Here is a 12,801-nt window from a genome sequence, read left to right as displayed (position 1 = left end):
CATCACATGGACCTCAGGGACGCCATCCAGCGATACGGGTTGTGTCGAATCGATTTCTGATAGACGGACAAAGTCGCGTCGACGAATGTGTCGAACGAGAACTCGCGCTTGCCTTTCAGCCGCGCGCTGCGTCCCATCGCGCGGACGCAGCCGGGCTCGCGCACGATCGCGCGCAGGATCTCCCCGATCGCTTCGGGCTCGCGCGGCGGAACGACCCATCCGTCCACGCCCGGCTCGACGTTCTCGGGCAGCCCGCCCACGCGCGTCACGATCGCGGGGCAGCCCAGCGACATTGCTTCGCGGCACGCGTACGACAGGCTCTCGTGGTACGACAGCACGAACGACACGTCGATGATCGAGAACGGCGCGCATACGTCGTCGAGCCGTCCGGTGAATGCGATGCGCGACGTCATGCCGTGCCGCGCGATCTGCTCGCGCTGGTCGCAGGACGGCTCAGCACCGACCAGCAGCACGCGAAACCGCTCGCGCTCGTGTTCGGGCAGGCGGCCCAACGCCGCGATCAGATCCATCCAGCCTTTTTCCGGCGCGGTGCCGGCGCTGCTGCCCAGCACGATCGCGTCCGCGCCGGACGGCCCGAACAGCGCGACCTTGCGGCGACGGATCTCGTCGCCCGCCGGTCGTTCCGCAGCCTGCCTGCGCACGCCGTGCTTGACGACCGTGACGTTCCCGTACGGCGACCGGAGCGCGAGCATGCTCGCGACATAGTCGCTGACCGCGATGGTGTGGTCGGTTGCAAGCCGTGCACGCAGCAGGTTGCCGAAGCTGTCGGCGCGATACGTGTTGTGCTTGGTGAGCACGACCGCGGGCCGGTGCCGGCACCCGAGCAGCGCCAGCATCACCTGCCGGTGATCGGCGGACCCGTTGACGTGAACGACGTCGAAGCGCTCGGCGACGATCCGCTGGCGCAGCCGGACAAGCTCCTGGCACAGCCGGTTCCAGCGCGGTTTGAATTCCATGTCGAAGATGGCCACGTCGGGGCTGTCCTTCAACAGCCGCGACAGGCGGCTTCCTTCCGGCGACGCGACGGTCACGCGGTGATGCCGGCTCATCGCGGCGGCGAGATCGCGGACGTAGGTATCCTGGCCGCCGCCATAGTCGCCGTGGAAGTTGGTGTACAGAATGTTCATCACGATGCCGATTTTTCCCGTTCATTCATTGGGAGGACTGCTTATCAAGCGAACGACTTGCCCTGTCTGGAACAATGGCTCGAACGCGGCTGCGCATTCCCGACTCGCGATTGCGCATTGCCGCTCGGGCGTGACGGCAACGCGAATCATTTCGAAATATTACATAGAGGTTACGCGCGGTAGTGTCGAGGTCTGCGCATCTTTGTGCGAATGTGTCGCGATCGTCTTTCCGTGTCGTCGCGGGTCAACGCGGGCGGCCTGTCCGTCGAGGTCGCGGCGCTCGATGGCCGCTCGCGCCGTTCGGCCGGATCGCGACAAAGCCCGCCTTTCCGGCGGCCGCATGGACGCAGATCAACCGCCTTTTCTTTCAGATTTGAAAGCCGGCGCGCCATTTGCGTTAGAATGCCCCCCCTGTCCGCCCTGGCGACCGCCGGACGCGGGCCTGTCGCACGCATGGCGACGTGAGTTCCGATTCGCAGCCGGACGCGAATAATTTTCCAGCCGTTAGAAGCACACGCTCTGTAATTTGGATTGCTAATGAAGAAGAAGCACAACATTACCAAGTACATCGTCGTCGCGATGATTCTTGGTATCGCAGTGGGTTACGCGTGCCATAGCGCGTTTCCGGACCCGAAGATGGCCAAGGAAGTCGCCGGCTACGTGTCGTTGCTGTCCGACGTGTTCCTACGATTGATCAAGATGATCATCGCGCCGCTGGTATTCGCGACGCTGACCGTCGGCATCGCGCAGATGGGCGACGGCGGCGCGGTCGGCCGCGTGGGCGTCAAGGCGTTCGGCTGGTTCTTCATCGCGTCGTTCACGTCGTTGCTGCTCGGCCTGCTGACCGCGACGATCCTGCAGCCGGGCAGCCATCTGAGCCTGCCGTTGCCGGCGTCCGACGCGGCCCTCAACCTGAAGACGGGCGCATTCACGCTGAAGGATTTCGTGGTTCACCTGGTGCCGAAGTCGATCGCCGAGGCGATGGCGAACAATGAAATCCTGCAGATCGTCGTGTTCTCGATCTTCTTCGGCACCGCGCTGTCCGCGCTCGGCGAAGCGGGCAAGCGCCTGACCGGCGTGATCGACGATCTCGCGCAGGTGATGCTGAAGGTAACGGGCGCGGTGATGTGGTTCGCGCCGGTTGCGGTGTTCGCGGCGCTGGCGTCGACGATCACGACCGAAGGGCTCGGCATCCTGCTCACGTTCGCGAAGTTCATGGCGAGCTTCTATCTGGCGCTGGCGCTGCTGTGGGGCGTGCTGACGCTTGCCGGCGTGACGTTCCTCGGCAAGCGCGCGTTCACGCTGATCCGGCTGATCCGCGAGCCGTTCCTGCTGTCGTTCGCGACGGCGAGCTCCGAGGCCGCGTATCCGAAGCTGCTGGACGCGCTCGACCGCTTCGGCGTGAACCGCAGGATCTCGAGCTTCGTGCTGCCGATCGGGTACTCGTTCAACCTCGACGGCTCGATGATGTACTGCACGTTCGCCGTGCTGTTCATCGCACAGGTGTACGGCATCCATCTGCCGCTGGGCACGCAGATCACGATGCTGCTGATGCTGATGGTGACGTCGAAGGGGATGGCAGGCGTGCCGCGCGCATCGCTGGTCGTGATCGCGGCGACGCTCAACCAGTTCAACATGCCCGAAGCAGGGCTGCTGCTGATCATGGGCGTCGACATGTTCCTCGACATGGGGCGCTCGGCCACCAACGCCGTCGGCAACTCGATCGCGGCTGCCGTGGTCGCGAAGTGGGAAGGGCAGCTCGACGCGCCGCGCGACGACGATGATCCAGACGGAGGGCGCGTCATGCAGGTGAAGGTGCCGGAGACGTCGGCATCGGCATGATGTGTGGCAACGCGGCGGCGACGGCGCATTGCCTGCTCCACAGTAAATGACAATCGCCGGCCTGGATTCGAAACAGATTCAGGCCGGCGATTTGTTTTTGGGGCAATGATTCCGCATTGCATGCGGTAGCTTTTTCCCGATTCGCCGTAAACGGCATTCGCGGTTTCAATCTTTCGTCGTTGAACCAGCTGCGATATTCTCGCAGGCGAACGGCCTGATTTCTCCGGTTTCCCCCATTCCCGATCGAGCGCGCAAGTGAACATTCACTGTCGCACCGCCGCGCCCGCTGTCGGGGTGCCTGGTTGCCACGGGCGATGCGATCGAAGCCGATTCGGCGAAAAGCGCCATGGCACGGCCGGTCCGCAATTTTTTTCGATTTATATAACGCTATTCTCGCCCTGCTCATTATCGAACGCATGCCGCACGTAATACCGACTGAGCCGGATGATTCAGCGGAACAATTTACGCATCGCGCATTTCAAGCCATCCGGCCGGCCGCCCCCTCATGTGAATGTTTGCCCCATTCAGGAGAGCATCAGTCATGGTCGCTGGAAAACGTATTCAGGCTGCGCTTCTTGCCGGCGCAATCGCCGCAATCGCCGCGATCGCGCCGGCCGCTCACGCAGGCAACACCACCGACTGGCTGGCGAACACGTACGGCACGCTCGCGGCCCACGTCGGCAACGTCGCGCGCTCGATGTGGGTTGCGCCCGAAGGCGTCATCTACACGGCGTCGATGTGGGACGAAGACGAAGGCGGTGTCGCGATCTACCAGAACGGCAAGAGCGTCGGCTCGATGGGCACGCATTCGGAATTCCAGGGCAGCGCGATCACGGGCAACGCGACGTCGCTGTTCGTCGCGCTGCAGCCCGGCAAAACCTACGGCAGCGGCGCGGTCGGGCGGTACAACCGCGCCACGAAGTATCGCGACCGCGTGATCCAGATCAGCGCGGCGACCAACCAGCCGCGCATCGACGTCGTCACCGGGCTCGCGACGGCCGGCTCGCTGCTCTATGCGAGCGACTTCTACGGCAATCGCGTGCGCGTGTTCACCACCGACGGCGTCTGGCAGCGGGACATCAACGTGTCGGGGCCGGGCGCGCTCGCGGTGGATGGCGCGGGCAACGTGTGGGTCGCGCAGAAGAGCGCGGGTTCGGTCGTCGGCTTCAGCCCGGCCGGCGCGCTGCTGAACACGATCCGGCTGCCGGCCGGGTCGAAGCCGTCGGCGCTGTATTTCGATGCGGCGGCCGGGCAGCTCATGGTGGGCGACGAAGGCCCCGACATGAACGTCAAGCGCTATACGGTGTCGGGCCGGCCCGCGCTGGCCGGCACGTTCGGCGTGCGCGGCGGCTATCTCGACACGACGACGGGCATCAAGGGGCAGGTCGGCGCGAAACGCTTCACGCGCATCGCCGGAATCGGCAAGGACAGCGCCGGCAATCTCTATGTGCTCAACAACCCGTGGGGCGGAAGCTGGGATCTCGGCCGCAACGGCGCCACCGACATTCATGCGTACAGCAGCGCCGGCAGCCTGCGCTGGACGCTGCAGTCGCTGAACTTCGAAGGCATCGCCGCGCCGGACCCGGTCACGGACGGCGCGCTGTTCTATGGCGGCACGCACGTATACAGCGGCAGCGCGGGCGGCACGTTCGTCGCGAACACCGTCGATCCGTTCGCGTACCCGTCGGATCCGCGCATCAACATGAGCGACACGCAGCGCGACGAGCATTTCGGGCTGCTCACGTCCGTCGGCGCGAACCGGATCCTCGTCGCGGCGGGGCAGAATCCGCCGGTCTTCTATTTTTTCCATTTCAACGCGGCGAACGGCTATATCGCGATTCCGGATGGATCGATTCCGGGCCCCGCGTTCAACACGACGCAGCGCGTCACGAGCGGGTTCAGCCTCGACAGCAAGGGCGGCGTGTGGGCCGGCCTGGACAAGACCGGCGCGATCTATCACTACCCGCTGACCGGTTTCGACGCGAGCGGCAAGCCGTCGTGGGGGCCGGGCGTCGCGATCCGCGTTCCCGCCAGCGTCCAGCCGCTGACGCGCATCGTCTACCTCGCGGACAGCGACACGATGGTGCTCGCGCAGGGCGCGGTCGGGACCAACGACTGGACGTCGATCGGCACGCGCATCGAGGTGTATCACGGCTGGAGCGCGGGCAACACGACGAAGCCGGATCCGGTGATCACGCTGCCGCACAGCGGCGCGAAATCGATCGACGCGGCCGGCAACCATCTGTTCGTCGGTTACTGGTTCAGCAGCAGCGGGCCGCTGTGGCCTAATGTCGACGCGTTCAACCTCACCACCGGCAACCTCGACACCACGCTGGTCAACGCGAGCCCCGCGACCGTGGATACCAGCAGCGCGATCGACGCGATGTACAGCATTCGCGCGTACCGCCGGTCGAACGGCGAGTATGTGGTGATGAAGAACAACGTGAAGGGGAACAGCATCACCGTGTATCGATGGACGCCCTGACGGCGGTGCGGCCGGTGCCGGTGAAGCGTGCCTGTCGCCGCTTCGACTGGCGGCCGGGCCCGCGAAGCAACGATCGTATTCGACGTTTACGATGAACGGCGCGCGCAACGCGCGCTTCGCCGCCTTGTGCGGCCGTCCCCAACCTCCCGACGCGCAAACGCGGTTCCGTGCACAATGACAGCGGCACGGGCGGAGGCTGCCTGTGCTCGTGATGTCGAACCTGAATGAGCGGTTGCGCCGATGCGTTGCTGCGCCGGCGAACCTGCGCGGCAGCCCCATGCCGCGTTCCTTGAGCACGAAGCGATCAAACGATGAAGATGAAAACGACACCGAACCGCCTGTTGCTGATTGCCGCGCTGGCGGGCGTGCTGAGCGGTCCTGCCCTCGCCCAGACGGCGGCTGCGTCGCAGCCGTCCGGCGCGACGGCAACCGTTGCGACCGTCAACGGCACGGCGATCACGCAGGCGGACGTCGATGCGATGCTGCGCGCGTCGGGGCAGCCCGACTCGCCGCAGATCCGCGACGCGATCAAGCAACAACTGATCACGCGCGTGCTGGTTCAGCAGGCCGCGGAGAAAGCGAACTACGCGGACAAGCCCGAGGTCAAGGCGGCGATCCAGCAGGCGAAGACGAATGCCGAGGTGCAACTGTACGTGCGCGACAACGTGAAGCCCGAGCCGGTGACCGACGAGCAGGTCAAGGCGCGTTACGACGCGCTCGTCGCGGCGCTTGGCAAGAACGAGTACAAGCCGCGGCTGATCGTCGTCAGGGATCCGGCGACGGCCGCGACCGTGCTGAGCGAGCTGAAGTCGGGCAAGTCGTTCGACGGGCTGGCGCGCCAGTACAGCATGGCGCCGAGCCGCGATGCCGGCGGCGAGCTGCCGTGGGTGAGTTTCAATACGCCGGCGGCGGAAGGCAAGACGGGCGGATTGCCGCTGCCGATCGCGCAGGCGCTCGAGAAACTGACGGTCGGCGCAGCGACGAAGGATTCGATCCCGGTCGATGGCGTGCGGGCCATCGTGAAGCTGGATGCGAAGCGGCCGACGCAGGTGCCGGGCTTCGAGACTGCGAAGCCGGTGCTTCAGCAGCAATTGCAGGCGATTGCGGTCGAGAAGGCGAGTGCACAGATGATCGGCAAGTTGCTGAAGGACGCAAAGATCACGCAATAGCGCGGCGTCGATAGTGACGCGTCATGCGCGCCAGACGAGGCTCGCACTCGTTTCCGTTTCCGATGCAGGCCGGAAGCCGAGCCGTTCGTAGAGGCGCCGCGCCGGATTGCCGTGCAGCACGCTGAGCGATACGCACACGTTCTCGCGTGCCGCATCGGTCAGCAGTTCGCGCAGCACGGCTTCGCCGATGCCCCGGCCCTGGCGGGCAGGGAGGATCTGGATCTGATGGACGTGCCATTCGCCGGCGGAGCGCGTCACCTTCAGCAAGCCGATTGCGGTGGCGCCTTCGCAGACGATCATCGCGTCTTCGAAGTGCGCGCGGATGCGCCGGTCGTGCGCTTCGTCGTCGGTCGGCGCGCCGACCCGTTGCAGGTGCTCGGTCATCGTGAGCCGGCGGAGGGCCCGCAGGAACGGGAGGTCCTCCAAGGAGGCAGGACGCAGATCGATCGTCGGTTTCATGATGGATGACGGGTTGTGTCGGGAGCTTGATCTTCGACGCGGATCAAAGGCCGGGCAACTGAATCTGCCGGCCGGCCGGGCGATGTTCGAGGACATCCGTGACCTCGTATTCGGTTTTTGCGCCGTCCGAGGTTTGCCACTGCTGCATTCGGACATTGCAGACGAGCACGTCCCCCTTGCTGAAGCGGATCTGGCTGTTGTTCACGCGCGACAGGAAGCGGGTATCCGTGATCGCCGCGTGAATCGTCGATGAGCCGTCGTACAGTCGCCACTTGTTGTCGTCCTTGAACGCGAGCGACACGATCGAGAACGCCATCTTTCGATGTTCGTCGAGAAGGAGCGCATCGGCTTGTTCGGGCGCGAGAAACCACGCGATCTCGTTGCGGGTGACCGTCTCGATGACTTCCGTATCGGTGCCGGCCGCGAAAATCACGATGCCTTCACGCGCGAGCGGCGCAAGGACTTGTGCGGTTGCGTTGCGAACGCGGACGTCGCGCAGCAGGGTGAGGACGGGCAGGTCGATCTCGAGTTCGTCGCCGTCGACGTGCAGCACCGCGGTGTGGTCCTGCATCCGCACTTGCTGGATCTCGCGCCCGCGCAACCATTTGAGGACGGCGAAGAGCCCGTTCCTTGCGCGGGGCGCGGCGACGCCGAGCGCGGTCAGGATCGTGACCGCATTGGCGAGCGCCGTGCCTTCGTTGCCGCTCAGCATGTCGCGCATGCGGCCGAGCAGCGATGTTGCGAGCGTGAAGTCGATGCCGAAGCTGCCGGTCTTGAAGCTGCCGCGCACGTTTACCTGCGGCCGAACCTGATCGCCGCACAGCGCGCGGGTCGACGCGTCGAGCAAATCGCCGATTGCAAACAATGCGGGTGCAAGTTCGCGCACGTCCATCTCGGACGATTCGAGCGCGGGCCCGTCGTACGTGACGCGAAATCTGCTCATTGCATCAAAGGGGCCGATATCGGCCGTGCCGGTACGGTTTCCATTGGGTGCGGTCATCCGGAATGTTGGCTGGAGACGTGGACGATACCTGAAACGAACGCTTTCGGATGCCTTTCATGTCAGTCGTGATCGACCGGCTGCGCGCGATTTTGGCCGTCCGGCCAGGACGACACGCTGACCTGTCCTGATAGCGTCCGGCAAACGACGAACTTTTCCGATACTTTGCCGGTCACAAGCGCCGACTTGCGGGGGTACCGCCGGCCGATCGATGCGCTTCCGGCTCCGGTATTCCCCCGTCCGCTCCCGCCGCATATCATGCGCACATCGCGTACGCGCCGGTGGCCGGCGCGCCTGCCGTTGACAACGCGGCCGGCGCGCTCGCCCGCACGGCGCAGCACACAGGAATCCTCGATGGACACCAAACGTTCCCGCCCGGGGCTCGTCGCCGCGCTGCTCTGGGCGGTGCTGTATCTCGCGACCGGCTACATCTCGCACGAGTTCAACGGCCCCGTCCGGCTGACGGGCTATATCTGGCTGCCGGCCGGCGTGACGGTCGGCGCGTTCATGCTGCGGCCGTTGCGCGAATGGCTGACGCTGGCCGGCGCGTTCCTCGTCGCGCAGCTCGCGCTGACCGGCATCGAACACGGCAGCCTGGTCAACGCGGTGCTGTTCACGGTCGACGAAGTCGGCGCGGCCGCGCTCGCGGTGTGGCTCGTTCAGCGCGTGCGCTTCTCGCTCGAAGGGCTGTATTTCCTGCGCTCGGTGATCCTCGCCGGGCTGATCGCGGGCGTCGTCGGCGCGATCGGCGGCGCGGCGTGGTACGCGACGCTCAAGGACGCGTCGTTCTTCGACGTGTGGTTCGTATGGGCAGCTTCCGATTTCGTCGGCGTGCTGCTGGTCACGCCGGTGCTCGCGTCGTGGTCGCGCTTCCGCGCGCACCGTTCGGGCGATCACGAGCGCTTCGACCTGATGCTCGGCGTCGTCGCGTTCGTGCTGCTCGCGATCGTCGCGCTCGTGATCTTCGACGGCGACACGTCGCGGAAATTCGGTACGGGCGCCGGCTTCGCGTTCACGTATGTCCCGCTGTTCCTGACCGTCGCGGTGACGCTGCTGCTCGGCGGCCGCGCGGGTTCGTCGTCGGTGCTGATACTTGCGCTGATCGTGATCGAGCAGACCGCGCAGGGCGACGGCCCGTTCGCGTCGTTCCACGAGCACTACGGCAGTTCGCTGCTCGAGGCGCAGCTCTATCTGGCGGTCGCGTCGCTGCTGGTGCTGACGGTGAGCACGCTGAAGACGACGCGCGAACGGGTGCACGAGCATGCGGCGGTGCTGCAGAACAACATGGAGCTCGCGCTCGCCAGCGCCGGCCAGATCGCATATGTGCTCGATCCGGAGTCGGGCCGGATCGAGTGGAGCGGCGACGTCGAGCGCGTGTTCGGCGTCGGCGTCGAACACGCACAGATCGCGAGCGTGCCGCTCGTGCTCGAACGCGTGCAGCCGGGCGACCGCGCTGCGCTGAGCGACTACTGGAATGCGGAGATCGCGGGCGAGGATCGCGCGTCGCTGTCGTTGCGCGTCGTGCAGCGCGACGGCGGTACGCAGACGATCACCGATCACGGCGCGCCGCTGCTCGATTCGAATGTCGACGTGACGGTGGTCGCGGGCGTCTGGCAGATCGAGCGCGTGTGGCCGGCGGACGAATGAGCGGACACGCGTCATGACAGGTCGCACGGGCGTCCTGCTGATCCACGGGCTCGGCGGCACGCAATACGATCTCGGTTCGCTGCACAAGGCGATGCGGCGCGCGGGCGGCGACACGCACATGATCACGCTGCCGGGGCACGGCACGCGCCCCGAGGATCTCGTCGGCGTGCGCGCGGAGACGTGGCTCGACGCGGTGACCGAGCAATATCGCGTGCTGGAACGCGAGTACGACACGCTGCATGTCGCGGGCATGTGCATGGGCGCGCTGGTCGCGCTGCTGCTGTGCCAACGCGTGCAGCATGCGCGCGGCCGGCTCGCGTTGCTGGCCACGCCGGTGTTCATCGACGGCTGGTCGACGCCGTGGTATCGGTCGCTGCGGCATGTGCTGTATCGCGTGCCGGGTGTGGCCGAGCGGATGCGCGTCGAGGAGGGCGAGCCGTTCGGCATCAAGAATGCGACGATCCGCGCGATCGTGAAGAAGAAGTTCGAGCGGCAGGACGGTTTCCACTATGCGTGGGTGCCGCTCGCGTGCGTGCGGCAGGTCGACCGGATGCGCGACTGGGCGCTCGAGGCCGCGGCCGATACGCGATGCCCGACGCTCGTGCTGCATGCGCGCGAGGACGAGCTGACGAGCCTGCGCTCGGCCGATTTCCTGCTGGAGAAGATGCCCGATGCGCGCGGGATCGTGCTGGAGAACAGCTATCACATGATCTGCGCGGACAACGATCGCGACGACGTCGCGCGGCACGTGCTCGAATTCTTCGGGTTCGATCCGGGGTGTGCGGTGAGTCCGGCGATGGCGCGCAGGAGGGGGCGGCTGGAGTCGTGACGGTCGATGCGCCGGCCTGTCGCCGGCGCCAGGAACCGATGACGGCTTACGCCACTTCCGGCCGACGCGCGATCCGCTCGCGGATCTCGGGCGACGCAAGGCACGTGGCAACCGCTTCGTAGCCGGGGGTGCCCGGGTAAGGCGCCACGCGCGAAGGCGGGCTGTGATTGGCCGGGCACAGGATGATGGATTCGTTCGGACCAACCGCCGACAGATCGAGGATGGCCGACGAGCGCGTCAGCAGGAACAGCGGCCGCATGCCGGCGGTTGCGCGTTCGCGCAGATGGGCGATCAACGCCTGTTGCGTGGGCCGGTCGAGATCTTGTTCGATCATGTCGACGACCAGCGCGCGCGGGCCATCCGCTTCGAGACTGACGAGCAGCGCAGTCAACGCTGCCGACGGCGTCGCGCCGTTGCGGGCAAGCGCGGCCGATGCGTGGTCGACGCGCGACTTCAGTTCCGGATCGACGCGCAACGAATCGCATGCGGCAGCGCCATCGTTTTCCAGCCGATCGAGGCCGACGAACGCGGCGCCGGGCAGCGCGTCGGCCAGCCGAAGCGCCAGCCGCGTCTTGCCGCTTCCCAGCGAGCCGATGATGTAGTTCAACGGCCGGATATCGCGACACTCGAACCACTCGCCGCCCCACGGCCACGGCAGGCTGAACGCGACGCCGGCGCCGGTATCGTCGAGCAGCCGCGCCAGTTCGCCGTCGGCCGGCATCCGGCCGCGCGCAAGGCCGGCGCGGATCGCGCGCACGCTGTCGACCTTGCGCACGAGATCCTGAATGCCCTGCTCAAGCACTGCTTCGTGAGCGGCCAACGCGTCGTCCAGGCTGCGTGCATCGCCATCGAGCACGCTCGCCACCAGTGCCAGACTGAAGCCGAGCGCTCGCAGCGCCGCGATGTCGGCCGCGCGTGCGAGGTCGTCCGGGCCGTAGGCACGGTATCCGGAAGGTGTGCGCTCCGGTGTCACGAGGCCGTGCTGTTCGTACAGCCGCAGCGCCTTGACCGATACGCCGAGCTGCGCGGCGGCCGCCGATGCGCTCAAACGGGGCGTGGACGTACCCATCCGTCACCTCTCTCTGCTGTCGATTCGTTGTGGACAGCATAAAGGCGACCCCAAGGGCCGGGTCAAGCACGATTACGGGCGAAGGGGCGAATACGCGACCGCGCTGCCACCTGGCCGGCGGCAGCGGCTCGGCGTGATGCCCGATCGACGAGATGGGGAAAGGCGCGGAAAGCGGCGTTATCCGCGAGCCGGCCGGGATGGCCCATCGAGCGCAATCCGGTAAACGCGCACCGCGTTGTCATGCCAGATCGCGCGGCGTGCCGCGTCGTCGAGGTTCGCCATCGCGCGGGCGAACGTGCGCAGCAGCGCGGGATAGGACACGCGCAGGCCGGCCACCGGGAAGTTGCTGGCGAACAGGCAGCGTTCCCAGCCGAAGATCGCGATCGTGTCGCGAATGATCCGCGCGTTGTCCGCGTTGTTCCACGCGGCGTCGCGCAAGCCGAGTTCGGAAATCTTCACGGCCACGCGCGGCGATGCCGCAAGCGCTTCCATGCCGCGGCGCCAGCGCGCGAGCCCTGCGTCCGAACGATCCCACGGCAGCCCGGCATGTTCGAGCACGACGTCGACAGCGGGTGCGTCGGCGAGCAGCGCGGCCGCGTCGCCGAGATGCCAGAACGGCACGCGCAGATCCCAGCACAGGCCGTGCGCGGCGACGCGTTCCAGCGCGGCCGGCCAGCGCGGATCGTGCAGCGTGCCGGGCCCGTCGACAGGCGCATCCGGCGACGACGCGGTGCGCGGCTTGAAGCGCACGCCGCGCACGCGCGGCCACGCGGCCTGTTCCGCGAGCCGTTCGTCCGCATTGCCGGCCAGCAGGTCGACCCACGCGACGACTGCCGAAGGCAACCCGTGTGCCGCCGCGACTTCGTGCAGCCAGCGTGTTTCCGCCAGTGCTTCGTCGCGTGCGCGTTCGGCCTCGACGTGCACGCTGGCGACGATCGGCGCGCGTTGCGCCGCGTGCCGGAAATCGTCCACGCCGAAATCGCGGCACAGCGCCGCGTAATCGCTGAACATGAAGCGCGCCGGATCGTATTGCGTCTGTAACCACGGATAGTGCACGCCCGCATCGAGCTTCCACAGGTGGTGATGCGCATCGACGAGCGCATCCGGCATGCCGTCGGGCGGCGATCCGTCGGGCGGCGCTCCGTCGCGCATG

The 12,801-nt window shown here is 66.6% G+C and carries 10 protein-coding genes; 5 read left to right on the top strand and 5 right to left on the bottom strand.

Annotated elements, in window-relative coordinates; translation table 11 throughout:
• Positions 1-2: 2 nt before the first annotated feature.
• Complete coding sequence (locus AC3WLY_RS03265) at positions 3-1,148, bottom strand: glycosyltransferase (RefSeq protein WP_492310249.1); 1,146 nt, start codon at positions 1,146-1,148, stop codon at positions 3-5.
• Positions 1,149-1,685: 537 nt separating this feature from the next.
• On the opposite strand from AC3WLY_RS03265, the gene AC3WLY_RS03260 reads away from it, so the two are divergent.
• From AC3WLY_RS03260 to AC3WLY_RS03250, 3 genes are all read left to right on the top strand, one after another.
• Entirely contained in the window at positions 1,686-2,990 is a 1,305-nt protein-coding gene (locus tag AC3WLY_RS03260; RefSeq protein ID WP_175959797.1) for a dicarboxylate/amino acid:cation symporter, read from the top strand.
• Between the two features lie 541 nt (positions 2,991-3,531).
• Positions 3,532-5,475 (top strand): SMP-30/gluconolactonase/LRE family protein, encoded by a 1,944-nt coding sequence (locus AC3WLY_RS03255; RefSeq protein ID WP_492310250.1) that lies wholly within the window; start codon positions 3,532-3,534, stop codon positions 5,473-5,475.
• 311 nt (positions 5,476-5,786) lie between these two features.
• Entirely contained in the window at positions 5,787-6,644 is an 858-nt protein-coding gene (locus AC3WLY_RS03250; protein WP_492310251.1) for a peptidylprolyl isomerase, read from the top strand.
• Positions 6,645-6,665: 21 nt separating this feature from the next.
• On the opposite strand, the gene AC3WLY_RS03245 is transcribed toward AC3WLY_RS03250, so the two are convergent.
• Positions 6,666-7,103, bottom strand: a complete 438-nt coding sequence (locus AC3WLY_RS03245; protein ID WP_310132015.1) for a GNAT family N-acetyltransferase — start codon at positions 7,101-7,103, stop codon at positions 6,666-6,668.
• 43 nt (positions 7,104-7,146) lie between these two features.
• Entirely contained in the window at positions 7,147-8,103 is a 957-nt protein-coding gene (locus AC3WLY_RS03240) for an LAPAL motif-containing putative phage structural protein (RefSeq protein ID WP_492310252.1), read from the bottom strand.
• Positions 8,104-8,457: 354 nt separating this feature from the next.
• Here AC3WLY_RS03240 and AC3WLY_RS03235 point away from each other — a divergent pair, with 354 nt between their 5' ends.
• Together AC3WLY_RS03235 and AC3WLY_RS03230 are read left to right on the top strand one after the other, a co-directional pair.
• Positions 8,458-9,750 carry an MASE1 domain-containing protein gene (locus tag AC3WLY_RS03235; RefSeq protein WP_072438037.1) on the top strand — a complete coding sequence of 431 codons (1,293 nt, stop codon included), beginning with the start codon at positions 8,458-8,460 and terminating at the stop codon, positions 9,748-9,750.
• Positions 9,751-9,763: 13 nt separating this feature from the next.
• The gene (locus AC3WLY_RS03230; RefSeq protein WP_175959792.1) at positions 9,764-10,579 is read left to right on the top strand and encodes an alpha/beta hydrolase; all 816 of its coding nucleotides are present in this window, start codon (positions 9,764-9,766) and stop codon (positions 10,577-10,579) included.
• A gap of 46 nt (positions 10,580-10,625) precedes the next feature.
• Here the strand turns inward: AC3WLY_RS03230 and AC3WLY_RS03225 are convergent, their stop codons facing one another.
• Together AC3WLY_RS03225 and AC3WLY_RS03220 are read right to left on the bottom strand one after the other, a co-directional pair.
• Positions 10,626-11,648: a MerR family transcriptional regulator gene (locus AC3WLY_RS03225; RefSeq protein ID WP_175959791.1), complete on the bottom strand. Its 1,023-nt coding sequence runs from the start codon at positions 11,646-11,648 to the stop codon at positions 10,626-10,628.
• 177 nt (positions 11,649-11,825) lie between these two features.
• Complete coding sequence (locus AC3WLY_RS03220; RefSeq protein WP_492310253.1) at positions 11,826-12,800, bottom strand: amidohydrolase family protein; 975 nt, start codon at positions 12,798-12,800, stop codon at positions 11,826-11,828.
• Position 12,801 lies beyond the last annotated feature (1 nt).

This window comes from Burkholderia sp. FW306-1C-G01B (genome assembly GCF_058781685.1).
This window is presented reverse-complemented; position numbering and strand designations above follow the sequence as displayed.

Excerpts from the sequence above, each read along its gene's own strand:
- AC3WLY_RS03265 (WP_492310249.1), bottom strand. The coding sequence starts at position 1,148 with ATGAACATTCTGTACACCAACTTCCACGGCGACTATGGCGGCGGCCAG.
- AC3WLY_RS03260 (WP_175959797.1), top strand. The coding sequence starts at position 1,686 with ATGAAGAAGAAGCACAACATTACCAAGTACATCGTCGTCGCGATGATT.
- AC3WLY_RS03255 (WP_492310250.1), top strand. The coding sequence starts at position 3,532 with ATGGTCGCTGGAAAACGTATTCAGGCTGCGCTTCTTGCCGGCGCAATC.
- AC3WLY_RS03250 (WP_492310251.1), top strand. The coding sequence starts at position 5,787 with ATGAAGATGAAAACGACACCGAACCGCCTGTTGCTGATTGCCGCGCTG.
- AC3WLY_RS03245 (WP_310132015.1), bottom strand. The coding sequence starts at position 7,103 with ATGAAACCGACGATCGATCTGCGTCCTGCCTCCTTGGAGGACCTCCCG.
- AC3WLY_RS03240 (WP_492310252.1), bottom strand. The coding sequence starts at position 8,103 with ATGACCGCACCCAATGGAAACCGTACCGGCACGGCCGATATCGGCCCC.
- AC3WLY_RS03235 (WP_072438037.1), top strand. The coding sequence starts at position 8,458 with ATGGACACCAAACGTTCCCGCCCGGGGCTCGTCGCCGCGCTGCTCTGG.
- AC3WLY_RS03230 (WP_175959792.1), top strand. The coding sequence starts at position 9,764 with ATGACAGGTCGCACGGGCGTCCTGCTGATCCACGGGCTCGGCGGCACG.
- AC3WLY_RS03225 (WP_175959791.1), bottom strand. The coding sequence starts at position 11,648 with ATGGGTACGTCCACGCCCCGTTTGAGCGCATCGGCGGCCGCCGCGCAG.
- AC3WLY_RS03220 (WP_492310253.1), bottom strand. The coding sequence starts at position 12,800 with ATGCGCGACGGAGCGCCGCCCGACGGATCGCCGCCCGACGGCATGCCG.